This is a genomic window from Chitinophaga deserti (genome assembly GCF_003149455.1).
GTDB classification, from domain to species: domain Bacteria; phylum Bacteroidota; class Bacteroidia; order Chitinophagales; family Chitinophagaceae; genus Chitinophaga; species Chitinophaga deserti.
Genome location: NZ_QFFK01000009.1, coordinates 120,629 through 143,563, shown reverse-complemented (window position 1 = coordinate 143,563; position 22,935 = coordinate 120,629). Strand labels below are relative to the sequence as shown.

At 51.1% G+C, this 22,935-nt stretch carries 20 protein-coding genes; 12 read left to right on the top strand and 8 right to left on the bottom strand.

Annotation, left to right across the window (positions count from 1 at the left end):
• Nucleotides 1-26 precede the first annotated feature (26 nt).
• Genes DEV76_RS20405 through DEV76_RS20365 form a run of 9 tightly spaced genes read left to right on the top strand, consistent with a single transcriptional unit; the run spans nucleotide 27 to nucleotide 8,592 of the window.
• Nucleotides 27-1,439 carry a bifunctional UDP-3-O-[3-hydroxymyristoyl] N-acetylglucosamine deacetylase/3-hydroxyacyl-ACP dehydratase gene (locus tag DEV76_RS20405; RefSeq protein WP_232827002.1) on the top strand — a complete coding sequence of 471 codons (1,413 nt, stop codon included), beginning with the start codon at nucleotides 27-29 and terminating at the stop codon, nucleotides 1,437-1,439.
• 9 nt (nucleotides 1,440-1,448) lie between these two features.
• Nucleotides 1,449-2,249: an acyl-ACP--UDP-N-acetylglucosamine O-acyltransferase gene (lpxA, locus tag DEV76_RS20400; protein WP_109699786.1), complete on the top strand. Its 801-nt coding sequence runs from the start codon at nucleotides 1,449-1,451 to the stop codon at nucleotides 2,247-2,249.
• On the top strand, nucleotides 2,233-2,850 hold the full coding sequence (locus tag DEV76_RS20395) for an ABC transporter ATP-binding protein (protein ID WP_109699785.1): 618 nt from the start codon (nucleotides 2,233-2,235) through the stop codon (nucleotides 2,848-2,850). Before lpxA ends, DEV76_RS20395 begins: the two co-directional genes overlap by 17 nt.
• Before the next feature lie 47 nt (nucleotides 2,851-2,897).
• Complete coding sequence (locus DEV76_RS20390) at nucleotides 2,898-4,229, top strand: MFS transporter (RefSeq protein ID WP_109699784.1); 1,332 nt, start codon at nucleotides 2,898-2,900, stop codon at nucleotides 4,227-4,229.
• A 3-nt stretch (nucleotides 4,230-4,232) separates the two neighbouring features.
• Complete coding sequence (locus tag DEV76_RS20385) at nucleotides 4,233-5,072, top strand: MBL fold metallo-hydrolase (protein ID WP_109699783.1); 840 nt, start codon at nucleotides 4,233-4,235, stop codon at nucleotides 5,070-5,072.
• 18 nt (nucleotides 5,073-5,090) lie between these two features.
• Complete coding sequence (locus DEV76_RS20380; RefSeq protein WP_109699782.1) at nucleotides 5,091-5,543, top strand: hypothetical protein; 453 nt, start codon at nucleotides 5,091-5,093, stop codon at nucleotides 5,541-5,543.
• 43 nt (nucleotides 5,544-5,586) lie between these two features.
• Entirely contained in the window at nucleotides 5,587-7,146 is a 1,560-nt protein-coding gene (locus tag DEV76_RS20375; protein WP_109699781.1) for a helicase HerA-like domain-containing protein, read from the top strand.
• A gap of 23 nt (nucleotides 7,147-7,169) precedes the next feature.
• Complete coding sequence (locus DEV76_RS20370) at nucleotides 7,170-7,541, top strand: SdpI family protein (protein ID WP_109699780.1); 372 nt, start codon at nucleotides 7,170-7,172, stop codon at nucleotides 7,539-7,541.
• A gap of 4 nt (nucleotides 7,542-7,545) precedes the next feature.
• Nucleotides 7,546-8,592: a Gfo/Idh/MocA family oxidoreductase gene (locus DEV76_RS20365; RefSeq protein ID WP_109699779.1), complete on the top strand. Its 1,047-nt coding sequence runs from the start codon at nucleotides 7,546-7,548 to the stop codon at nucleotides 8,590-8,592.
• Between the two features lie 5 nt (nucleotides 8,593-8,597).
• Here DEV76_RS20365 and DEV76_RS20360 read toward each other — a convergent pair whose 3' ends face one another.
• The 3 genes from DEV76_RS20360 to DEV76_RS20350 are packed head-to-tail and all read right to left on the bottom strand — an operon-like array spanning nucleotide 8,598 to nucleotide 13,261.
• The gene (locus DEV76_RS20360; protein ID WP_109699778.1) at nucleotides 8,598-10,505 is read right to left on the bottom strand and encodes a RecQ family ATP-dependent DNA helicase; all 1,908 of its coding nucleotides are present in this window, start codon (nucleotides 10,503-10,505) and stop codon (nucleotides 8,598-8,600) included.
• A 3-nt stretch (nucleotides 10,506-10,508) separates the two neighbouring features.
• Nucleotides 10,509-11,114: a trimeric intracellular cation channel family protein gene (locus DEV76_RS20355; RefSeq protein ID WP_109699777.1), complete on the bottom strand. Its 606-nt coding sequence runs from the start codon at nucleotides 11,112-11,114 to the stop codon at nucleotides 10,509-10,511.
• 38 nt (nucleotides 11,115-11,152) lie between these two features.
• Complete coding sequence (locus DEV76_RS20350; RefSeq protein ID WP_109699776.1) at nucleotides 11,153-13,261, bottom strand: heavy metal translocating P-type ATPase; 2,109 nt, start codon at nucleotides 13,259-13,261, stop codon at nucleotides 11,153-11,155.
• A gap of 236 nt (nucleotides 13,262-13,497) precedes the next feature.
• On the opposite strand from DEV76_RS20350, the gene tsaE reads away from it, so the two are divergent.
• Together tsaE and DEV76_RS20340 are read left to right on the top strand one after the other, a co-directional pair.
• Nucleotides 13,498-13,959, top strand: coding sequence for a tRNA (adenosine(37)-N6)-threonylcarbamoyltransferase complex ATPase subunit type 1 TsaE (gene tsaE, locus DEV76_RS20345; protein ID WP_109699775.1), 462 nt, complete (start codon nucleotides 13,498-13,500; stop codon nucleotides 13,957-13,959).
• Nucleotides 13,960-14,005: 46 nt separating this feature from the next.
• Nucleotides 14,006-15,223 (top strand): alanine dehydrogenase, encoded by a 1,218-nt coding sequence (locus DEV76_RS20340; protein WP_109699774.1) that lies wholly within the window; start codon nucleotides 14,006-14,008, stop codon nucleotides 15,221-15,223.
• An 84-nt stretch (nucleotides 15,224-15,307) separates the two neighbouring features.
• On the opposite strand, the gene DEV76_RS20335 is transcribed toward DEV76_RS20340, so the two are convergent.
• From DEV76_RS20335 to DEV76_RS20320, 4 genes are all read right to left on the bottom strand, one after another.
• On the bottom strand, nucleotides 15,308-16,522 hold the full coding sequence (locus DEV76_RS20335) for a hypothetical protein (protein ID WP_157963014.1): 1,215 nt from the start codon (nucleotides 16,520-16,522) through the stop codon (nucleotides 15,308-15,310).
• Between the two features lie 22 nt (nucleotides 16,523-16,544).
• Nucleotides 16,545-17,327, bottom strand: a complete 783-nt coding sequence (locus DEV76_RS20330) for an undecaprenyl-diphosphate phosphatase (RefSeq protein WP_109699772.1) — start codon at nucleotides 17,325-17,327, stop codon at nucleotides 16,545-16,547.
• 65 nt (nucleotides 17,328-17,392) lie between these two features.
• On the bottom strand, nucleotides 17,393-17,644 hold the full coding sequence (locus tag DEV76_RS20325; protein WP_109699771.1) for a DUF3098 domain-containing protein: 252 nt from the start codon (nucleotides 17,642-17,644) through the stop codon (nucleotides 17,393-17,395).
• A 20-nt stretch (nucleotides 17,645-17,664) separates the two neighbouring features.
• Nucleotides 17,665-18,519, bottom strand: coding sequence for a cell division protein FtsX (locus DEV76_RS20320; protein WP_157963013.1), 855 nt, complete (start codon nucleotides 18,517-18,519; stop codon nucleotides 17,665-17,667).
• Nucleotides 18,520-18,707: 188 nt separating this feature from the next.
• Between DEV76_RS20320 and leuS the strand changes: the two genes are divergently transcribed.
• Nucleotides 18,708-21,485, top strand: coding sequence for a leucine--tRNA ligase (leuS, locus tag DEV76_RS20315; RefSeq protein ID WP_109699769.1), 2,778 nt, complete (start codon nucleotides 18,708-18,710; stop codon nucleotides 21,483-21,485).
• 86 nt (nucleotides 21,486-21,571) lie between these two features.
• Here leuS and DEV76_RS20310 read toward each other — a convergent pair whose 3' ends face one another.
• Nucleotides 21,572-22,852 carry a hypothetical protein gene (locus DEV76_RS20310; RefSeq protein ID WP_109699768.1) on the bottom strand — a complete coding sequence of 427 codons (1,281 nt, stop codon included), beginning with the start codon at nucleotides 22,850-22,852 and terminating at the stop codon, nucleotides 21,572-21,574.
• Nucleotides 22,853-22,935: the final 83 nt, after the last annotated feature.

Below are 22,935 nucleotides of genomic sequence, written 5' to 3'. Positions count from 1 at the left end.
AAAACGAAACTGAATACGTAGCTATAATGATGGACACTCAGCAACAGAACCAGCAGACCCTGAAAGGCCCTGTGACCATTTCAGGTGTTGGTTTGCATACAGGCGCGCATGTGAACATGACCCTCAAGCCGGCGATGCCCGGCTTCGGCATTAAATTCCAACGCATCGACCTTCCGGATCAGCCTATCGTTAAAGCAGATGTGGATTATGTGGTAGACACCGCACGCGGTACCACCCTCGAGCATAACGGCGCCCGCGTCAGCACTGTTGAGCACATCCTCGCAGCACTGGTAGGGATGGGCGTTGATAACGTGCTGATCGAGCTTAACGGCCCTGAGATCCCCATTATGGACGGATCCTCCCTCCCCTTCATCGATCTTATCGAAGAAGTGGGCATCCAGGAGCAGGACGCCAAAAAGATCTGGTACTCCATCGATACCAATATCAATTACTACGACGAAGTAAAGAAAGTGGAAATGGTTGCACTGCCTGCAGTAGACTACCGTATTACCACCCTCATCGACTTCAACTCTCCCGTACTCGGCACCCAGCATGCCAACCTGAAGAGCCTTGCCGATTTCAAGAAAGACATCGCCCCCTGCCGCACATTCGTTTTCCTCCACGAACTCGAATACCTGCTGGCAAATAACCTTATTAAAGGCGGTGATATCAACAACGCTATCGTAGTGGTAGACCGTGCGGTAAACCAGGACGAGCTCAACAGGCTCGCCAAAGCGTTCGACCGTGCAGAGATCTCTGTTCACCAGCGCGAAGGTATCCTCAACAACGCCCAGCTCCACTTCCCCAACGAACCGGCACGTCACAAGCTCCTGGATATCGTAGGTGATCTGGCGCTTATCGGCTATCCCATCAAGGCACATATCATTGCCAACCGTCCCGGTCACGCCTCCAACGTGGAGTTTGCCCGTAAGATCAAGGCTTATATCAAAAAGAACAAGCATAACCGCGACGTTCCCATCTACGATCCCAACCAGCCCGCTATCTACGATATCAACCGTATCGTGAAAACCATGCCGCACCGTTACCCGATGCTGCTGGTAGACAAGATCATTGAGCTGAGCGATACGCAGGTGGTAGGTATCAAGAACGTTACTTTCAACGAGCAGATCTTCCAGGGGCACTTCCCCAACAACCCGGTTATGCCCGGCGTTCTGATCTGCGAAGCACTGGCACAGGTAGGCGGCATCCTCGCCCTCAACCCTAAGCCGGACCCGGAAAACTACGACACCTATTTCCTTAAGATCGATAACTGTAAGTTCAAGCAAAAAGTACTTCCCGGAGATACCATGGTACTGAAAATGGAGCTGCTCAGCCCCATCCGCAGAGGCCTGGTGGAAATGCGCGGAACCGCTTTCGTTGGTAACAAAGTTGTTACGGAAGCAGACATGGTAGCTCAAATTGTAAAACGCGAAGGATAAAATAAAAGCATGATTCATCCGCTCACATACATCCACCCGGACGCCAAAGTAGCGCCCAACGTAAAAATCGATCCTTTTACCGTTATTCATAAAAATGTAGAGATCGGGGAAGGCACCTGGATCGGTTCGAATGTGACCGTCATGGAAGGGGCCCGTATCGGCAAGAACTGCCGCATCTTCCCCGGAGCGGTGATCGCCGCCATTCCGCAGGACCTCAAGTTCGAAGGTGAGGAAACCCTCGTGGAAATCGGCAATAACACCACCATCCGCGAATACGTTACTGTAAACCGTGGTACCAAGGACCGCTGGAAAACATCTATCGGGAACAACTGCCTGATCATGGCCTACAGCCACATCGCGCACGATTGCACCGTAGGTAACTACTGCGTGTTCTCCAACAATACCACCCTGGCAGGGCACATCACCATCGGTGATCACGTGGTACTGGCAGGTATGGTTGCGGTACAACAGTTCTGCAAAGTGGGCAACCACGCTTTCGTAACCGGCGGCTCCCTCGTTCGTAAAGACGTTCCGCCTTATGTCAAAGCAGCACGCGAACCACTGTCTTACGTTGGTGTAAACTCAATCGGTCTCAAACGCAGAGGATTTTCCCTGGAAAAGATCAACCACATCCTGGACATCTACCGCATCCTCTTCGTTAAAGGCAACAATATTTCCAAAGCCATCCGCATCATCGAAGCTGAGTTCCCCGCCACGGACGAAAGGGATGAAATCCTTTCCTTCATCCGCGACTCCGGCCGCGGCATCATGAGAGGATATAGCACCCGGGCGAATGACGATCTCGCTTAACCAGGTCGGCAAAAGGTATAACCACGACTGGATCTTCCGTCGTTTCAGCCACACATTCTCCGGTACGGGCGGTTTTGCCATTTTAGGGCCTAACGGCTCCGGTAAAAGCACCCTGCTGCAGATCATCAGCGGTCATCACCATCACAGTGAAGGCAAGCTGGAATACTTCTTCAATGATCAACTGCTCCCGCAGGACCAGTTCTTCCGCCACTGCGCCATCGTAGCCCCCTACCTGGAAGTGGTCGAAGAGCTGACCCTGCGGGAATGCTTTGAGTTCCATCTCGAATTTAAAACGTTCCTCCCCGGCTTCAAGCCCCGCGAGATAGCCGGTATTGTAGGGCTCGACGCTGCCTGGAATAAGCAGGTACGCCACTTCTCTTCCGGTATGAAGCAGCGGGCAAGACTGGCACTCGCCATCTTCTCCGACGTCCACACCCTTCTGCTCGACGAGCCCTGCACTAACCTCGACGCTTCCGGTATCGCGCTGTACCAGCAGCTGATCCGCGAATATGGCGGCAACCGCCTCATCATCGTATCTTCCAACGACCCCGCTGAATACTCCTTCTGTAAGGAGCAAATCCGCATCAGCGACTACAAGTAATAAATTTGTACTTTCAGGGCATCATTGTGAATGAATAAAAACTCCCTATGAGCATTCCAAACAAAAAAGTCGTAAACGGCTGGGCCATGTATGATTGGGCCAACTCGGTGTATAACCTCGTAATTACGACCACCTTCTTTCCCCTGTACTTTATCTCCGTCACCAACGCCAAATTCGGGGGCGACGTAGTAGACTTTTTCGGCTGGAAGCTGACAAACTCTGTACTTTACGACTACGCCCTCGCTTTCGCATATCTGCTGATCGCATTTACCATGCCCATCCTCGGCTCTATCGCAGATACACGTGGCAATAAAAAGAACTTCCTGCGCTTCTTTACCTACCTCGGCGGCCTTTCCTGTATGGCGTTTTTTCTGTTTACTAAAGATTCGTCGCTGGAGCTGGCCGTATTATACTTTGTACTGGCTACCATCGGCTATTGCGGCGGGCTGGTATTCTATAACTCCTATCTCCCTGAAATCGCATCCATTGAGCATCGCGACCGTGTATCGGCCCGTGGATATTCGTTTGGATACATGGGGAGCGTATTACTGCAAATCCTCGGGTTTGCCCTCGTATTGGGCTTTGAAGCGCAGGGCCTCCCCGGCGATCTTGCCCCCAGGATCACCTTCCTGCTCGTAGGGCTATGGTGGATCGGCTTCGCACAGATCCCCTTTATCCGACTCCCCAAATCGCAACCCGCCGCAGACCTGCAAAAGGGAAGCGTATTTTCCGTAGGGTTCGAAGAACTGAAAAAAGTATATGCACAGGTGCGCCGGATGCCTGTGCTGAAACACTTCCTCAGAGGGTTCTTCTTCTATTCCATGGGTGTGCAAACCGTAATGATGGTAGCCACCATTTTTGGGTTGAAGGAATTGAAGATGGAACAGAGCAACCTCATTGCCTGCGTGGTAATTATCCAGGTAGTAGCTATCCTTGGTGCATGGGGTATGGCCAGGCTGTCAGAAAAATATGGCAACTTCCGCATCCTTATTCTCACAGTGCTGCTCTGGATAGGCATCTGCCTGTGTGCATATTTCATCACCACTGAAAAACAGTTTTACCTGCTGGCTGTGGGCGTAGGGCTGGTGATGGGAGGTATACAATCCCTCAGCCGCTCCACTTATGCCAAGCTCATTCCCGAAACGCGCGACACCGCTTCCTTCTTCAGCTATTACGATGTAACGGAGAAATTATCCATCGTGCTGGGCCTGTTCAGTTTCGGTTATATCGAGCATTTGACCGGGGATATGCGTAGCTCCGTGCTCGTATTGACCGGCTTCTTCGCCATCGGTCTCATATGGCTGTTTTCTGCTTTAAGGAAACAACGTAGATTAGCAGTAGCAGAAAACGCCCCTGCACAAGTCACCGAAACAATCTGATGCATGAAATTACATACGATCAATACCGGCAACTTTAAGCTCGACGGCGGCGCCATGTTTGGCGTTGTTCCCAAAAGCATATGGAATAAACTCAACCCGGCCGACGAAAATAATCTTTGCTCCTGGGCCATGCGCTGCATGCTCGTGGAAGATGGCAACCGCCTCGTGCTGATCGACAACGGCATCGGTAATAAACAGGATGCCAAATTCTTCAGTCACTATTATCTGCATGGCGATGATACGCTCGATAAATCGCTCGCAGCCCTGGGATATCACCGTAATGATATCACGGATGTGTTCCTCACGCACCTGCATTTCGACCATTGCGGCGGAAGTATTGAACGTGCGGGAGACAAACTGGTACCTGCCTTCAAAAACGCTCATTACTGGAGCAATGAAGCACACTGGAAATGGGCTACTGAGCCAAATGACCGCGAAAAAGCTTCATTCCTCCGGGATAACATTCTTCCTATCCAGCAAAGCGGCCAGCTTAAATTCATCGACCAGCAGGATGGCGTCGCTTTCACCGACCACATCCGCGTCCGCTTCGCTTATGGCCATACCGACGCTATGATGCTGCCGGAGATACGTTACAACGGGCACACGCTTGTATATATGGCCGACCTGTTGCCGTCTGTTGGGCACATTCCGCTGCCATACGTGATGGCATATGATATGTTCCCCCTCACCACACTGGAAGAAAAGAAGCGCTTCCTGATGGAAGCCAACGAACGTAACTACGTACTCTATTTCGAGCACGACCCTGTGGTGGAATGCTGCACACTGCAGAGCACCGAAAAGGGTATCCGCGTGCACGAAACCTTCCCATTATCGAACCTGTAACCGTTTAAACCGAAACATATGCACAAGAACATCTTACGCACGCTGCCCGTAGCCGCAGCACTTTTATTCGCCGCATGCCAGAGCGGAACTACCAACGGTACTACAGACAATGCTGCCGTACAGGACTCTCTTGCTATTGATTCACTCAGCAATGATGTGATGGCTGTGCACGACGAAGCGATGGCCAAAATGATGGTGATCCGCCGCCTGCGCACCCGCGTGGCAGAAGTTTCCGACTCCCTTGGTAAAGCGAAAGCCGACACTGCCGCCTACCACACTGCCGGTGTAATGCTGGACAGCGCCAACAGCGCTATGGACGGCTGGATGCGTGCTTATGATATGGAACTGACCGGGAAAGACAATGCGCAGAAAAAAGCATATCTCTCGTCTGAAAAATCAAAAATCGACGAGGTAAAAACCCTCATGCTGAAAAGCATCGATGATGCCAAAGCACTCCTGAAAGAACAATAAACCGATCGCTCAAAACTGCTATCTTCACGAAAACCGAACTGCAATGTCCAAACAGGAAGCATTCTTACAATACATCAATAACGGGTACACATTTAAAGGTGAACATTTCAAGCTGGGATGCGCCATGCTAGATGGCGAAGTGGTAACAGGGGCCGATGTTTTTCTCCCCCTCAAAACCCTCAACCGCCACGGTCTCATTGCCGGCGCAACGGGCACCGGTAAAACAAAGACCCTGCAGGTTATCGCCGAAGGCCTCAGCGATGCCAGTGTGCCCGTACTCATGATGGACATCAAGGGCGACCTGAGCGGTATTGCAGCACCGGGTACCTCCAATGCTAAAATCGAAGAACGGTATGCGAAAATCGGCGGATCATGGACGGCCGCGGGCTACCCCGTAGAACTGCTCACTCTCAGTCATGAGAAAGGTGCCCGCCTTCGTGCCACCGTCAGCGAATTCGGCCCCGTTCTCCTGTCCAAAATACTGGAGCTGAACGATACGCAGGCAGGGCTGGTAGCCATGATCTTCAAATATTGCGACGATAATAAACTGCCGCTCCTCGACCTGAAGGACTTTAAAAAAGTACTCCAGTTCGTTAGCGACGAAGGCAAGAAAGAACTGGAAAAGGATTACGGGAAAATATCGACCACATCCACCGGTACCATCCTGCGTAAAGTAATTGAACTGGAACAACAGGGAGCCACTGTATTCTTCGGGGAGAAATCCTTTGAAGTGGACGACCTCATGCACATCGGCGACGATGGCCGCGGAGTGATCTCCATTGTGCGCGTAGCTGATATCCAGGACCGCCCGAAGCTCTTTTCCACATTCATGCTCAGTCTCCTCGCAGAGCTGTACGCCACCCTTCCTGAAGAAGGCGATATGGACAAGCCAAAGCTGGTGATGTTCATAGATGAAGCGCACCTCATCTTCCAGGAAGCAAGCGATGCATTACTGCAGCAGATCGAAACAATCGTTAAGCTCATCCGCTCAAAAGGCGTGGGCATTTTCTTCTGCACGCAAAACCCCATGGATGTGCCGCCATCTGTACTGGGCCAGCTGGGCCTTAAAGTACAGCATGCCCTGCGTGCATTTACGGCCAACGATCGTAAAACTATCAAACAAACTGCGGAAAACTATCCGCTGTCGGACTACTACAAAACAGACGAACTGCTTACCCAGATCGGGATAGGCGAAGCATTGGTTACCTGCCTCAGCGAGAAAGGCACTCCTACTCCCCTCGCAGCTACCATGCTTACTTCTCCCCGTTCCCGGATGGATATCCTTACTGACGATGAAATGGAAGCACTGGTTGCCAAATCAAAACTCGTCCGTAAGTACAATCAGGAAATAGACACCGAGAGCGCATACGAGATACTGACTGCGAAACTGGAAGAAGCGGCGGAAAAATCGAAAGAGGAAGAAGAAGCCAAACCGGCAAAAGGCCGTCAGAAAGAAGAGAAAGGCATATTCGAAACGATCGTTACCAGCTCAGCAGCAAAGCAGGCAGGCCGAACCGCCGCCAATATCATTACCCGCAGCCTGCTGGGAGCCCTTGGCCTGGGCGGGCGCAGCAGCAAAAAGAAAGGGACCAGCTGGTTTTAGGACGGGTATCAAAAACGAATCAAATGGTTTTGATTATTCTTTTAATCGGATTGATTTTTACGATCATGGGCTACATCTTCCTGAAGTGGCCTCCTAAAAGAATTAATCCCATTTACGGGTACCGCAGCCGCCGCTCCATGCGGTCGCAGGCAGCGTGGGATGCATCCCAGGTGTACTCCGCCCGGCTCATGCGTACTGCAGGGCTGGGTGTGCTGGCACTAAGCATTCCTGTATGGCTCACCAGTGGCGTAGAACTACAATATGTACCCATGGGATGGGTGATTATACTGCCTTTACTGGCCAGCATCGTACCGGCAGCAGTTATTATCATCCAAACCGAGAACTATCTGAAAACACATTTCGACGACAAGGGCGAACCGAAAAAAATAAACTAAAGATATGTCTACACCCATTAAAACCGGGCTTTGCTCCTACGGGCACAGTGGCTATGCTTTCCATGCACCGTTTCTGCATGTGCATCCCGGATTTGAACTGACAGCCATTACCGAGCGTAGCAAGCACCTTGCGCAGCAGCGCTATCCGGATGTGAAGATTTTTGGTGATGTATTGAGCATGATCAACGATCCTTCCCTGGAACTGATCATCGTTAACACCCCCAACTACTCCCATTACGAATACACCAAGGCCGCGCTTATGGCAGGTAAACATGTGGTAGTGGAAAAGCCATTCACTGTTACTTCCGTTGAGGGAGTAGAGCTGATTGAACTGGCTAAGAAACAAAACAAACTCATCATCGTATATCAGAACCGCCGGTACGACAGCGATTACAAGATCGTGCGCCGCGTGGTGGAAGAAGGCCTCATCGGCGATGTGCTGGAAGTAGAATTCCATTACGACCGATTCAAGGAAGAACTCAGTTATAAAAAGCACAAAGAGCAAGCCTCTCCGGGAACCGGGGTATTGTACGACCTCGGCTCGCATCTGATCGATCAGGCACTTACTATTTTCGGTATGCCGGAAGCCGTATTCGGTGATGTACGCATTATACGGAAGGAATCTGTGGTGGACGATTACTTCGAGCTGCTGCTTTACTATCCTTCCTTACGGGTACGCCTTAAATCAAGCTATCTCGTGAAGGAAGCCCTCCCGGCTTATGTGCTGCACGGCCGTAAGGGATCGTTCATAAAAAGTAAGTCCGACATACAGGAGGCACTGCTCATGAAAGGCGTACTGCCCGATACGCCCGACTGGGGTGCTGAAGCTCCCGCTGAATGGGGCCTGCTCCATACCGAGCGCGATGGTAAAACGGTGAAAGAATACCTGCCCGGCGGCAATGGCAACTACCTCGATTTTTACAAAGGAGTATATGCTGCAATCCGAGAAGGCAAACCCAATCCGGTAACGCCGGAAGAAGGCCTGAATGTAGTTAAGGTAATTGAAGCCGGCTTCCTCAGCAGTGCGGAGCGCCGGGTGGTAACGTTATAATATGCTCAGGACTTTGTGCCGGCAACCAGCAGCCCGTCTGCATCCCGCAACACGAGTCCTTCGGCGATGAGGAACTGCAGGGCATCCAATACCCTGCTTTCCTCGGCGTCGAGCTTAATCATGAGGGATTGCACAGTCGATTTTTCACTGAGTAACGAAAGGATCGTCTTAGCCAATGTTCCGAATTCCCCGGCTTTCATCTTTCCCTTATCCTGCTTCACACATACATCGCAGACGCCGCAACGGTCGGCATCTTTTTCCCCAAAGTAGGATACCAGCTGCTGTGTGCGGCAAACTTCCGGATTCTGCGCATAGCGGGTAATTGCTTCAATCTTCGCTTCCATGATTTTCTTTCGCTGCCTGAGGCTCTCCATATCGATCCGGAGCTGCTGTGCATAAGGGCGCTCCTGCAGGAAAGATAACTGCGGACTGTCTTTCCGCGGGTAATAGCGGATCACTGCCTGCCGGTGGAGTTGCTGCAGGTTATCTACAACCTCATCTTCTGTACACCGGAGGATGCGGGCAATCTGTTTCTCGAAGATCGGAACCGCCGAATCGAAAATACCCTGATAAGTACGTAATAAGGTTTTTATCAGCTGATCCAGCCGTTCGTTGATGTTTTCATATTCCAGGATCGTTTCCCTGTTGGTAATGATCTCCGCTTTGGAAGGCATGTATACACTTTCACTGAGCTGCCACACCCCTTCCTGCTCGATAACACGGATGGCACTGTGTGCTACCGTAACATTCAGCTTGAAACGCTGAACAAACTCATTGAAATCAAAATCAAAATATACTCCTTCCACTCCGCCAGCCGGTGCCTGAAGGTAGTTTACCACACACTGGAACACTTCACGGATGGTTTCCAGAGAAGGGAACTGCAGTTCCAGCCGGGCTTTCATCTGATCGAGGTCATGCTGCGTATAGAGTAATACTGCATAGGCCTTATGCTCATCGCGGCCGGCACGGCCGGCTTCCTGGTAATACGCCTCAATACTGTCGGGCACATCGGCATGGATAACCATACGTACATCCGGCTTATCGATGCCCATACCAAAGGCGTTGGTACAAACCATCACACGCGTTTCCCCTTTGATCCAGGCGGCCTGGCGGAGGTTGCGCTGTTCGTTAGGTATACCGGCATGGTAATAACTGGCGGAAATGCCCTGTGCAGTGAGTAACCCTGCCAGATCCTGTGTTTGCCGGCGGTTGCGGCAGTATATCAACGCGGAACCCGGCACCCTGTCCAGCATATTGCGGATGCGCAATGGCTTACTTTCTTCTTCCAGTACACTATATGACAGGTTGGGACGGGCGAAGCTTTTAATGTAAATATTCGGAGCTCTCAGCTCCAGCTGTATGCAGATATCTTTTTGTACGGCAGGCGTAGCGGTAGCGGTAAGTGCGAGGATGGGCGCGTTGGGGAACTGTTCGCGAACGGCGGAAATCTGCAGATACGCCGGTCTGAAATCATAGCCCCATTGCGAGATGCAATGCGCTTCATCCACCGCGATCAGCGTGATGGGCAGCACTTCACAATACCAGAGGAAACGGCGGCTTTGCAGCCTTTCGGGCGATACATACAGGAACTTGATATCTCCTTCACGCGCCAGCGCCAGCACCTTCTCCACATCCTTCGCCATCATCCCCGCATAAATTGCGAATGCGGGAATGCCGCGGCGGTTGAGATTCTCCACCTGATCTTTCATGAGTGCAATGAGCGGGGTAACCACGAGGCAAACCCCTTCCCGCATCATGGCGGGCACCTGGAAGCAGATAGATTTACCGCCACCGGTGGGCAGCAATGCCAGTACGTCTTTCCCCGATGCCACGGCCTCCACGATTTCCCGCTGCATAGGCCGGAATTCGGAATAGCCCCAGAATCTCTTCAATATCTCCTGTGACGTTTGCATGTATTATTTCTTCTCCAGATATGGCAACGACCAACCTTTGCGGAGGGCCGTAAGCCTGATTGTAATAACGAGTATGATGCTGGCTATCATGTTCCATTCCTGATCTACACCCAGGTGACTCAGCCCTATGTATAGTGCCGCGCCGGCAAGGCAGGCAGTGGCATAGATCTGGCGGCTGAAGATGAGGGGTATTTCATTTACCATCATATCCCTGATAACACCACCGAAAATGGCGGATATCATACCCAGGATCACTGCAGCCCAGGGGTGTACGCCGAAGGCGAGAGCCTTCTGCAGGCCAATCACGGTATAGAAACCAATCCCCAGCGTATCGAACAGGAAAATGGAACGGCGGTATTGCAGCAGCCGGCGGCGGAACAACAGGGTTACCAATACACCGAGAATGATGGCGATCACGTACCGGGAATCGTTCACCCATACCGGGCGGGTTCCCAATATAAGGTCGCGCATGGTACCACCGCCAATGGAAGTAACAAAGGCGGTGAAGCTTACCCCGAATATGTCGTGGTACATTTTTTTGTCCCAGGCGGCCAGTGCACCTGATATGGCAAACACAAAGGTACCGATGAGGTCTAACCAGTATATCATTCACGAACGGATTTCGATATACGAATTAACGACAATTTTTAATGGCTTACACGCTTGAAGCGCAGCCTTACGGAATTGACCGCCAATACTACATCAGAAAGCCCCATTACCAATGCGCCCACAATGGGATTAAGGAATCCCAACGCAGCCACGGGAATGGCCACCACGTTGTAAATAAATGCCCAGAACAGGTTTTGTTTGATGGTAAGGTAAGTATGTTTGCCAAGCCCCATGGCCAGCGGAAGAGCGCCCAGGTGGTTGTTGAGTAAAATGACGTTTGCGCTTTGCATGGCCACTTGTGTGGAATCGCTGAGCGATATGCCGATGGTGGCTTTCGCCAGCGCAGGTGCATCATTGATGCCGTCGCCCACCATTGCCGTGGGCGCTTCGTTCATCAGCGTTCCGATCATGTCGAGCTTCTGCTTGGGCGATTGCTCGGCATACCAGGAATCGATTCCCAGTTCCGCTGCCATTTCCCGGCATTTGCGGGTAGTGTCTCCACTGAGCAGGATGGTCCGGATGCCGGAGGCATGCAGGCTTTGGATCACCTGTCTCGCCTCGGGGCGCAGCTCGTCGGTAAAATCGAGCCAGCCGGCAAGGGCTCCGTTCTTCAGGAGGTAAATATTATGCGAATCATCGTCCGTAAGGTCTTTCGCCATAAGGAACGAGCCCAGCTTCCATTCGTTGCCTTCCTGATCGGCAGCCTGCATTCCAAGGCCCTTGATCTCCCTGACCTGGCGGAGGGTGGTTTCCCTTGTTCCTTTCCAGGCGGCGCTGATGGAGCGGGCTATGGGGTGAGAAGAATATTTTTCGAGGCTGAAAACGAGGGAGCGGAAAGTGTCATCATCCATTCCAATGGCTTTCCACTGGCCGATGCTGAGCTTGCCGGTGGTAAGGGTCCCGGTTTTATCGAACACGATCTGCCGGATGTTGCGGAACTGTTCGAGCGTATTGGCGCCTTTAATGAGGATACCGTTGCGGGCAGCACGGCCCAGGCCTACCATAACTGCAGCCGGTGTAGCAAGGCCCATTGCACAGGGACAGGCAATCACCAGTACGGCGATGGCCCGCATCATGGCAACCGATACATCGGTACCGCCAATAAAATACCATCCTAAAAACGTTACCACAGCAATTCCTAAAACTACCGGTACAAAGATGGCACTGATCCTGTCTGCCAGTTTCTGCATGGGCGGCTTATTGCCCTGCGCCTGTTTTACGAGTTCGATGATGTAAGAAAGCACCGTGTCTTTCCCGGTAGCGGTAATGTATACCTTGATGCTGCCATCTTCCAGAATGGTGCCGCCTATTACTTTATCCTTTTCCTGCTTACCTAAAGGCGCGCTTTCGCCGGTGATCATGGATTCGTTCACATGCCCGCTGCCCCAGTAAATGGTACCGTCCATAGGAATTTTATCCCCGGTATTGACCAGTACCCGGTCGCCGGTGCGGAGCGCACTGTTATCTACTTCATCCACATGTTCTTCTCCATTCTCATGCACATGTAATCTGCGGGCGGTAGTATGCTGCAGCCTTGCCAGTTCTGCAATGGCAGTGGTGGTGGATTTGACGGAACGCTCTTCGAGGAGGTTGCCAAGGAATACGAGGGTGAGGATGGCGGCCGTGGTTTCGAAAAACAGGTAATCTTCTCCCAGGCCCTGAACAGCACCTATAAGGCTGTAAGCGAATGCTGCAGTAGCACCCAGGGTTACCAGCACATCCATGTTAGCGACGCCGTTGCGCAGCGAGCGGAAGGCGCTGGTTCCAAAATGCGCCATACCTACAAGGAACACCGGCAAAGTAAGTGCAAACTGCACCCAGGGGTTATGCAGCCAATGCCAGCTCACAACCATATGCAGGAGCAGCGGGGCGGTGAAAATGGCGCAGAATATGAATTTGAATGTAAGGGTTTTGTATAATGGCTGGACGCGGGCTTCTGCCCCCGGGAGTACCACTTCGTACCCCAGCTTATTGATACCGGTGATCACTTCATCCGCATCGGCGCCCTGTGGAAGATTGAAACGCAATTCTTCCGTGGCCACGCTGATCGCCACATCTTCCATGCCTTTATTCTCGAGGTATTTGGAGATGGTAAGCGCGCAGCTGGTGCAATTCATGCCTTTTACTTTACAACTGATCGTTTCCATATGTAATACAAAATTACCCACGGATGCCCGCAAACCCATAGGTTTTTAATGCAACAATCTTGCTATTTAACCCCCCCGGCCCGCCATTCCGGGCTTCGGCAGGGCATTTCCCAAAATAGCGGCTATTATTGCAACAAAGGTGCTTTTCAGCCCCTCAAATCCCCTGAAAACGCCATAAAACGGCAGTAAGTGGCCGGGAATTATTAAATTTAGGCTTTGTAAAAGGGCAGACACGTATGAATTTGACTTTTTCACTGGATGAATTACCGGAAGTGGCCCGCCAGTTCTGGGCCGGTTTCCCGAAAGCGCGCGTTTTTGCGCTCAATGGCGAAATGGGGGCGGGTAAAACTACCTTCATTAAAGCCCTTTGCGCGGTAAAAGGCGTAAATGGCGCTACCGCCAGCCCCACCTTTTCCATCATCAACGAATACCGGTTCAATGACGGCCGCGAACAGGAGAAAATCATTTATCATCTGGACCTTTACCGGCTCAAAAACCTGGAGGAAGCCGTGGAAGCTGGCGTTGAAGACTGCCTTTACCACCCTTCCGCAGTTTCGTTTGTGGAATGGCCGGATGTAGTAACGGGGATATTACCGGCCGATACGGTACACGTGTTCCTTTCCGTCACCCCAGGTCATCAGCGCAAGCTGGTAGCGGGTTTGGCCGATCCCGGGGAATTCAGTCCATCCCTGCAATAATAAACGTAACTTTGGAAGCGACCCTAACATACAACTGTCAATAATTATGGAGCATAGGCCAAAACCTGTTGTGAGTGCTGGTTTCACGTATTCACCGCTCGAGGAAACACTGGACATCCCGCAGAAAAATTCCCGCCTTTTTATCGGGATGCCAAAGGAAACATCCTTCCAGGAAAACCGCATCGCGCTCACGCCCGACGCGGTAAGTATCCTTACCAATAACGGGCACCACATCGTTGTGGAACATAAAGCGGGCGATGGCTCGCATTTCTACGATACGGACTATTCAGAAGCCGGAGCGGAAATCGTATACGAAAAGAAAGAGGTTTTTAAGGCAGACATCATTGTCAAATCTGCCCCGCTCAACGATGAAGAGATTGAGCTGCTCCACCCTCACCAGATCGTTATCTCCCCCATCCACCTTTCTGTTTTAAGGGCAGAACAGTTGCAGAAGATGATGGACAAGCGGATCACCCTCCTCTCTTTCGAAAATCTGAAAGACGATGCAGGCACCTACCCCATTGTACGGGCCATGAGCGAAATTGCCGGTTCTGCCGTAATGCTCATTGCCGGTCAGTATCTCAGCACCAGCAGCCGCGGAAAAGGCATTCTGCTGGGTGGTATCACGGGCATCCCGCCTACCAAAGTAGTGATCATCGGCGCAGGCATAGTAGGCGAATTTGCCGCACGTACCGCGCTGGCACTGGGCTCTTCCGTAAAAGTTTTCGATAACAATATTTATAAGCTGAAAAGGCTGCAGAATAACATCGGAGTACGTCTTTTCACCTCCGTCATCCAGCCCAGGGTGCTGGCAGAGCAACTGCGCACGGCGGATGTGGCGGTGGGTGCACTCTCTTCGCAAAGCGGCCGCACCCCTATCGTAGTCTCCGAATCAATGGTGAGCCATATGAAAACCGGTTCGGTAATTGTTGACGTGAGCATCGATCGCGGCGGCTGTTTCGAAACATCCGAGGTGACCACCCACGAAAACCCCGTTTTCAAAAAGTATGATGTGATCCACTATTGCGTCCCTAACATTCCTTCAGGCTTCGCAGGCACAGCCTCTCAGGCTATCAGTAATGTGCTAATGCCCCTGCTGCTGGAAGCGGCAGACGATGGCGGGTTCGAAAACCTGGTGTGGATCAAACGTGGTGTTAGAAACGGGATTTACCTCTACAAAGGCGCCCTTACCAACTATCACCTCAGCGAAAAATTCAAACTCAAATACACTGACCTGGAACTGCTCCTGGCCGTTAAGGGATAACTGTACGTGATTTATTTCCCGATTTAAATGTAAAAGGCCGTCTCAATCAAATGAGACGGCCTTTTACAATATTGTTCTAAACCATTATTGACGGAGAACATACCGGATAAGGAGCTGAGCTGTGGAAGCCCTCACGTCGAGCGTATTATAAACATCCAGTGCATGTGGCAGAATATACCTTAGTTCGCCGTTAAGCCGTTTGTAACGAAGGCCCGCACCTATGATGATGGGCAACGTCAGTTCTCTCCCTCCACCAAGTGCTTCTTCCTGCTGGGTCCGGCCCTCCCGTCTGTACAAATCACTACCACTGATTTTAGCCATTATACCGAACCCGCCATTTACATATGGCCGAAGTTCACCAACCGGGTATGTATAGCGCAGCAGCGTTTGCAGGCTGAGGAAATGCAGGGTAAAATCAATGGGATCCGGACCTTTGGAAATCAGTTGCTTGCTGCTATAAACTCCTTCCATATTAAGGACCAGCTGTTGCCTGCGGCGCGATAACGGAAGGTCGAGGAATACACCTACAGTAGGTGTAAAGGTATGCTTGAACTTGTTCTTGGCTACAGGATGCGGCCCATCGGCCGTTACCATCTGGAAAGATGCGCCACCCATCACACCATACATCGCCCGCATCTGCGGATCCTTCTTTGCTATTACAGCCTGCTGAGTAGGGTATTTACAGGCAGTATACCGCTGGAGTACGCGGGAAAGCGCTTCTGCACGATATTCCAGAGCATCGATTTGAGACTTATGGTTACAGTCGTTCAAGAGAATATCCAACTGCTGACGGAAAAAATTAAGTGTCTGGACTTTACCGTAATTGGCGGATTCATGATTATCGATGTACTTCACCTGGCGGATGAGATGGAGTGTGGTATCAGGTGTTTGCACTACAAAATGCTGCCGGTTATTCTTATCAGTATGCTGCAGTAATTTAACAGGCCCGTTCATGACTACTCTGAAAAAATGCGGGCCTTTTGAAACAACCCGCGTTTTTTCTACCGAGAGATTTTCTGTTGATTCATAGGTAATATCCATTTCTCCGGAAACGGAAATATACTGTTCGTCATTCTCATGAATACGGAAGCCGGCAAGCATCTCCGGCGTATAGGCAGTAGCGCTGCCATTTCCGCGGAAGCTGATGGTAAGCGGGTCTTTGTCCCACTTCCGGTAATCGATTTCGCCAATCAGGCTGTCGCCCTTGGGAAGAAAAACTGTGGCCGGTACAAAACGTTGCTGTGCAAATGCAGCAGTGGTCAACAAAAGGGCTGTCAACAATAAGGTAAGGGATCGCATAAAAATGAAATAGCAGTAAAAATTATCGGTGAATGAATAATGTAACAAGGATAATGAGACCTACCACAATCCGGTAATATCCCCACATTTTGAATCCGAATTTCTGAAGGGTTCCGATAAAGAATTTAATGGCAAGCATGGCCACGAAAAACGCCACTACGTTACCTATCAGCAGCAGCCGGATATTGTCGGGCGAGCTGGTAAGTACTTCGTGGTTTTTCAGGATCTTATATCCCGTAGCTGCCGCCATGGTAGGTACGGCGAGGAAAAATGAAAATTCTGCTGCGGCATGACGGGTCAGTTTTTGCTGCATACCGCCTATGATGGATGCGGCACTGCGGCTTACACCGGGGATCATGGCGATACACTGGAAAAGGCCGATGCGGATAGCACGGAAGTAATCCAGTTCCTCATCGCTTTTTATAGTTGGGTTCTGGAACCATTTATCCACGAATAACAGCACGAAACCACCCAACAGCAGGGTGACACCCACAATGAGGGGGCTTTCCAGCAGCTGATCGATATAATCGTCGAACAGGTAGCCCAGGATGAGTGCCGGCGTTACGCCGAGGGCGAGCTTCACATAGAATTGCCATTTCCCGAAATTGAAGAACTTTTTCCAGTACAATACTACCACGGCCAGAATGGCTCCCAGCTGAATGGCAATCTCAAAGAGCTTGGTAAAAGCGTCTTCATTGATGCCCATGAGACTGCTGGCAATGATCATGTGGCCGGTGGATGAAATGGGAATGAATTCGGTGAGTCCTTCAATGATCGCGATAAGGATGGCTTCTAATGTGCTCATGATTCAAATAAGAAAAGCGATGAGGCTTTCATCGCTATGTTAGAAATTCGGGTTACGGTGTTGAATTAGTCTTTCGGTTTACGCATAATGGCCCATGCTTCCACGGCGAGGCCGAGAAGGATCACGATGGGAGCCAGGGTAATACGGCGGAAGCTATACACTTCTTCCGGTGAAAAACGGGCCGGATCGTCGGAGCTGCCGCCCATCATCAGGAGAAAGCCGATCACGATCAGGACTGCCCCTGCCAGCATCAGCTGGTAATTACCTTTCCCGAAGAGGGATTTGGAGGCAGACGGTTTGTTAACTTCTTTAGACATATCGGTGAATTAAGTTTAAATCAATATAAATCGTCGAGTTTGAGTTTGAGGTATTTCATCACCGAGCGATGGGTGCTGATGACGGAAATACCGATACCGAGTACGATGAGGCCTATGAACAGAAGCCCTGTAAGCCAGTAATCACGCATACCACGGAGGCCCGGCAGCGCCGATTCCGCGAAGTATATCAGGGCAATAAGGCTGGCGATGGCCAATACCGCAGAAATGGCTCCGTTGATGATACTGCGCTGGTCAAACGGTTTGGCGATGAACCAACGGGTAGCTCCCACCATCTGCATCGTTTTAATGAGGAAGCGGTTGCTGTACATAGCCAGGCGGATGGTATTATCGATAAGGAAAAGTACCACAATGGCCATCAGTGAGCTGATCACCAGCAATACAATCCCGATCTTCTTGGCGATTTCCAGTACTTCCGATACGAGTGATTTCTGATAATACAACTCGCGAACGGTAGACCGGGCCTGGATCTGCTGCTCGATAGCCTTCAGGCTGTCGGGCTGCACATACCGGGCATACAGGCTGATGTCGATACTGGCGTAAAGGGGGTTGAAGCCCAGTACGGCGAAGTTTTCTTCCGGGTTTTCCCGCTTGAACTTCTCCGCAGCCATTTCCTTAGACACATACTGTATTTTCTTTACATAAGGCATTACCGCGAGGGAATCCTTCAGCAGCAGCGCCTGATCTTCCTTCACATTATCGCGCAGGATTACCTGCAGCTCAATATTTTCCTTGTAATATTCGCTGAGATTCTTGGCATTGATCATGAAAAGCCCGAGCACACCTAACAGGATGAGCACGAGTGTGACACCGATGATCGAATATATATAAGACGGCTTCGATTTCTTTGCTGACATTTTCCCGGGTTGAGCCATTCGTCTATAGTTTATGGGCGAAAATAATAAAAATTGGGACTTATGTTTACTTTTGCCATCCCAAACGGTATTTTAACATATTTTATTATATGCATAAACGCCGGTTGGAAAATGTTTTGTGAATAAGTAATTTACAATAAATGCCCGGCTAACCCGGGCTTTCGATCATTATGGAGTACAATTTCAGGCAAATCGAGCGGAAATGGCAGGACCATTGGGTGAAAACCGGCGCCTACAAGGTTAGTAACGACAGTAATAAGCCCAAATGTTATGTGCTGGATATGTTCCCTTACCCATCAGGGGCAGGGCTGCACGTAGGGCACCCCCTTGGCTTCATCGCTTCGGATATCTATGCCCGTTTTAAACGGCTGAAGGGCTTTAACGTACTGCACCCCATGGGGTACGATGCTTTTGGCCTGCCCGCAGAGCAATATGCAATAGAAACCGGTCAGCACCCCGCCGTAACTACAGCAGCTAATATCCACACCTTCCGCCAGCAGCTCGATAATATCGGGTTCTGCTTCGACTGGTCGCGCGAGATCAACACCAGCGAGCCGGATTATTACAAATGGACACAACATATCTTCCTTCAGCTGTACGGCAGCTGGTATAACCGCCATGCCGCCAAAGCTGAAGCCATAGAAACGCTCGTGCGCATCTTCGAACAGGAAGGCAACATCCACCAGGAATGCCCCGGCGACCGCAGCATCCGTTTCAGTGCAGACACCTGGAACGGTATGACGTATGAAGAGCAGCAGCAAACCCTCATGGAGTACCGCCTCGCTTACCTGGCTTATGCCGAAGTGAACTGGTGCCCCGCCCTCGGTACTGTACTTGCCAACGATGAAGTAATCAATGGCGTGAGCGAACGGGGAGGCCATCCCGTTATTAAAAAGAAGATGCGCCAGTGGTTCCTGCGCATCACCGAATATGCAGACCGCCTGCTCGAAGGCCTCGAAAAAGTCCAGTTCAGCGAAGCCATGAAAGACATGCAGCGCAACTGGATCGGTAAAAGCCAGGGCGCGGAAATTAAATTCAACGTTTCCGGCAGCCTCGAAAATATCGTTGTATACACCACCCGCCCCGACACTATTTTTGGTGTAGACTTCATGGTGCTGGCCCCTGAGCATGAACTCGTGGAAGGGATAACTACCAGCGAACAGCTGCAGGCCATTACCGATTACCGCGAATATGTACAGAGCCGCTCAGAGCGCGAGCGCATGGCCGAAGTGAAACAAATTACCGGCTGCTTTACAGGCGCTTATGCCGTAAATCCGTTCGACGGGCGCAAGATCCCCATCTGGATCTCCGAATACGTGCTGGCCGGATACGGTACCGGCGCTATAATGGCGGTGCCCTGCGGTGATGCGCGCGATTTTGGCTTTGCCAAACATTTCAATATTCCCATCACCAATATTATCGGCGATGCCTTCAACGGGGAAGAAGCAAATGCCACGAAAGACGCTATTCTCCAGAACAGCGATTTCCTGAATGGCAAACCCATGCGGGAAGCTATGGACCTTGTGGCCGACAAAATAGAGCAACTGGGTATCGGCAAACGCCAGATCAATTACAAAATGCGTGATGCCGGTTTCAGCCGTCAGCGCTACTGGGGCGAGCCTTTCCCTATCGTGTTCCGTAATGGTGTTCCTGAAGCAATGGACGCATCCGAGCTGCCGCTGGAACTGCCGCATGTGGAAAATTATCGTCCGGGTGAAGAAGGCGAAGGCCCCCTGGCCAATGTAACCGACTGGGTTAACCTCCCTTCCGAGCCAGGTACTTCCATCCGGCGCGAAACCAATACCATGCCCGGTTATGCCGGCTCCAGCTGGTACTTCCTCCGCTATATGGACCCTCAGAATAAGGATACCTTCTGCGACCGTAAAGTATCTGACTATTGGGGACAGGTAGATCTGTACATCGGCGGCACCGAGCATGCCGTAGGGCACCTGCTTTACAGCCGTTTATGGACCAAAGTACTGTTTGACCTCGGCCACATCGGCTTCGACGAGCCTTACAAGAAACTCGTGAACCAGGGTATGATTGGCGGCAGCTCACGCCTCGTTTACCGTGTTCGTGGCACCAACCAGTTCGTATCTGCAGGCCTTGCTGATAAATACGAAACCGATGAACTGCATGTAGACGTGAATATTGTAGACGGTGTGGAACTGGATACTGAAGCGTTCAAAAAGTGGCGCCCGGATTATGCCAAAGCTACATTCATCCTTGAAAATGGTAAATACGTTTGTGGAACGCTCATGGAGAAAATGAGCAAAAGCAAATTCAATACTGTGAATCCGGATATGCTGGTGGAGAAATTCGGTGCGGATACCTTCCGCATGTACGAAATGTTCCTCGGTCCGGTAGAGCAAAGCAAGCCCTGGGAAACCAAGGGTATCGAAGGTGTACATCGTTTCCTCAAGAAAACCTGGCGCCTGTTCTTCGACGAAAACAAAGGCCTCATTGTGAAAAATGATGCCCCTACTGCCGAAGAGCTTAAAACACTCCACCGTACCATCCGCAAGATAGAAGACGATTCCGAGCGCCTTTCCTTCAATACTGCCGTAAGCGCATTCATGGTTTGCGTAAATGAACTGACCGACCAGAAGTGCAATAAGAAAGCCATACTGGAACAATTACTGGTATTGCTCACTCCTTACGCTCCGCACCTCGCTGAAGAGCTCTGGGAGGCTATTGGTAACAGCGGCTCCATCCTGGATGCAACGTTCCCCGTATTTGAAGAAAAATACGTGGTGGAATCTGCAAAGGAATACCCTGTTTCCGTTAACGGTAAGCTCCGCACTACCATCAATATCAGCCTTGACGCTGAGGCTGCAGAAGTGGAAAAGATCGCATTGGCGAATGAGATTGTGCAGAAGTGGCTGGAAGGTAAAGCGCCTAAGAAGATCATCTTCGTGAAAGGTAAAATGATCAATATAGTGGTGTAATACCCACTGAACGATAAAGAGAAAGCCGGTCCCCTGAGGCCGGTTTTTCTTTTTATGGTACAGTTTCTCACGCACGCCCCGCGGGTTTATGTTTCCTGCGTTAAAAGTCTTTTAATACTCCGCCTGTCCGGTATCCGCGGGTTTCTTCTCAATATCCTGACTACGCCTGAGCGATGTTCTGTCAAAATGCGCGTATCACCTCTTCTTATGCGATACCCATACGGCTCCGGCTCATATGCCGGCCATGAAGCATCGTTGACAGCTTCCCGATACTTTCGGAATGGCGCAGCTCTGCCGTCGGCTTGCTTATCAGGTTGTTGTGCCAGGGTTTTACATATAGGTTTGGTTTTCCTTCTATTGTCGGAGCGGGTATGATGGTCAGGGATTTGATCCGTGTTCCTGCACACTTTCTTTTCCGGTCGCTGCTGCGTATCCTGCACAGGAGGCTGCTCCGGCAGGTTACAGGCATGCTGCTTTGCGGAATGCTCGCTTTCCGCGGGTATGTGCAGAACAGGGCTGGTACTTTTCAGCATTGGGGTGTTTGTCTCCGTTTCCGCAACAATCAATATTTCCTCCTGCGCGGGGATAGGTTGTGCTGCGGCGGCTACTGCTACATCTACACCTGTCAGCTGCATGCTGTTACCATCGCAGTTCAGCACGGGGATGAAAACTCCCTTCTCCCATATCATGAACTCTATTGCCATCGCAATAAACAGGGGAGAGCTGGTGCCGGCCGGTATCTGCACAGTAAGCTCTTCCGGATTGATGGGTTTGTTCCCCTTCGAAAAAGGCGTGGAACTGGTGGATGCAAACGTAAACGTTTCCTGTCCGAAGTCCAGCACCGCTACGCCCGCCTTCAGCCGGGCATGCGTGGCATGCTTCGGGAAACGGATAACGCCGGCCGGTGCAAAGGCAGGCATCCCGATACGAACGATGCCGGTGTTACGGTCAGTTGTATGGTGGAAAGGTATATTGCCAAGCAGCCCTAACTTCCCTTCCGGGTTGAAGCTAAAATTTCTCAGCAGAGAAAGGTCTCCGTTCATGAGCATGCGGCTGCCCCTGGGCTGAGTGGAGTCGGAATTGATAACCGCTTTACAGACCCCGGTGAGCCGGCTGTGCAGCACATCATTCGCCACTTTGGGGATCATGGTACGAAAGGCTTTGCGTATCAATGCGCTGCCTTTGGCGGCCTGGCCAAATTCACTGGTATTGATCCGGGCCTGTGCATAATTGGGGTCTTTGGCGAACCTTTTAGCCGTTGGCCCACCCTTTCTTCTAAGTGCGTATTCACCGTTTCGCTTCCGGTAAATACTCATGTTTTGCGTTGGCCCCAGCATCTGCAAGAGGCCGCTTTGCGTGCTTGCCATAGCGTTGTTTATTATGAGTGAAAAAATAAGCGTATCGGGCCATGGGGGCCTTTCTACATCGTGAATTCCGGTATAATAAGATA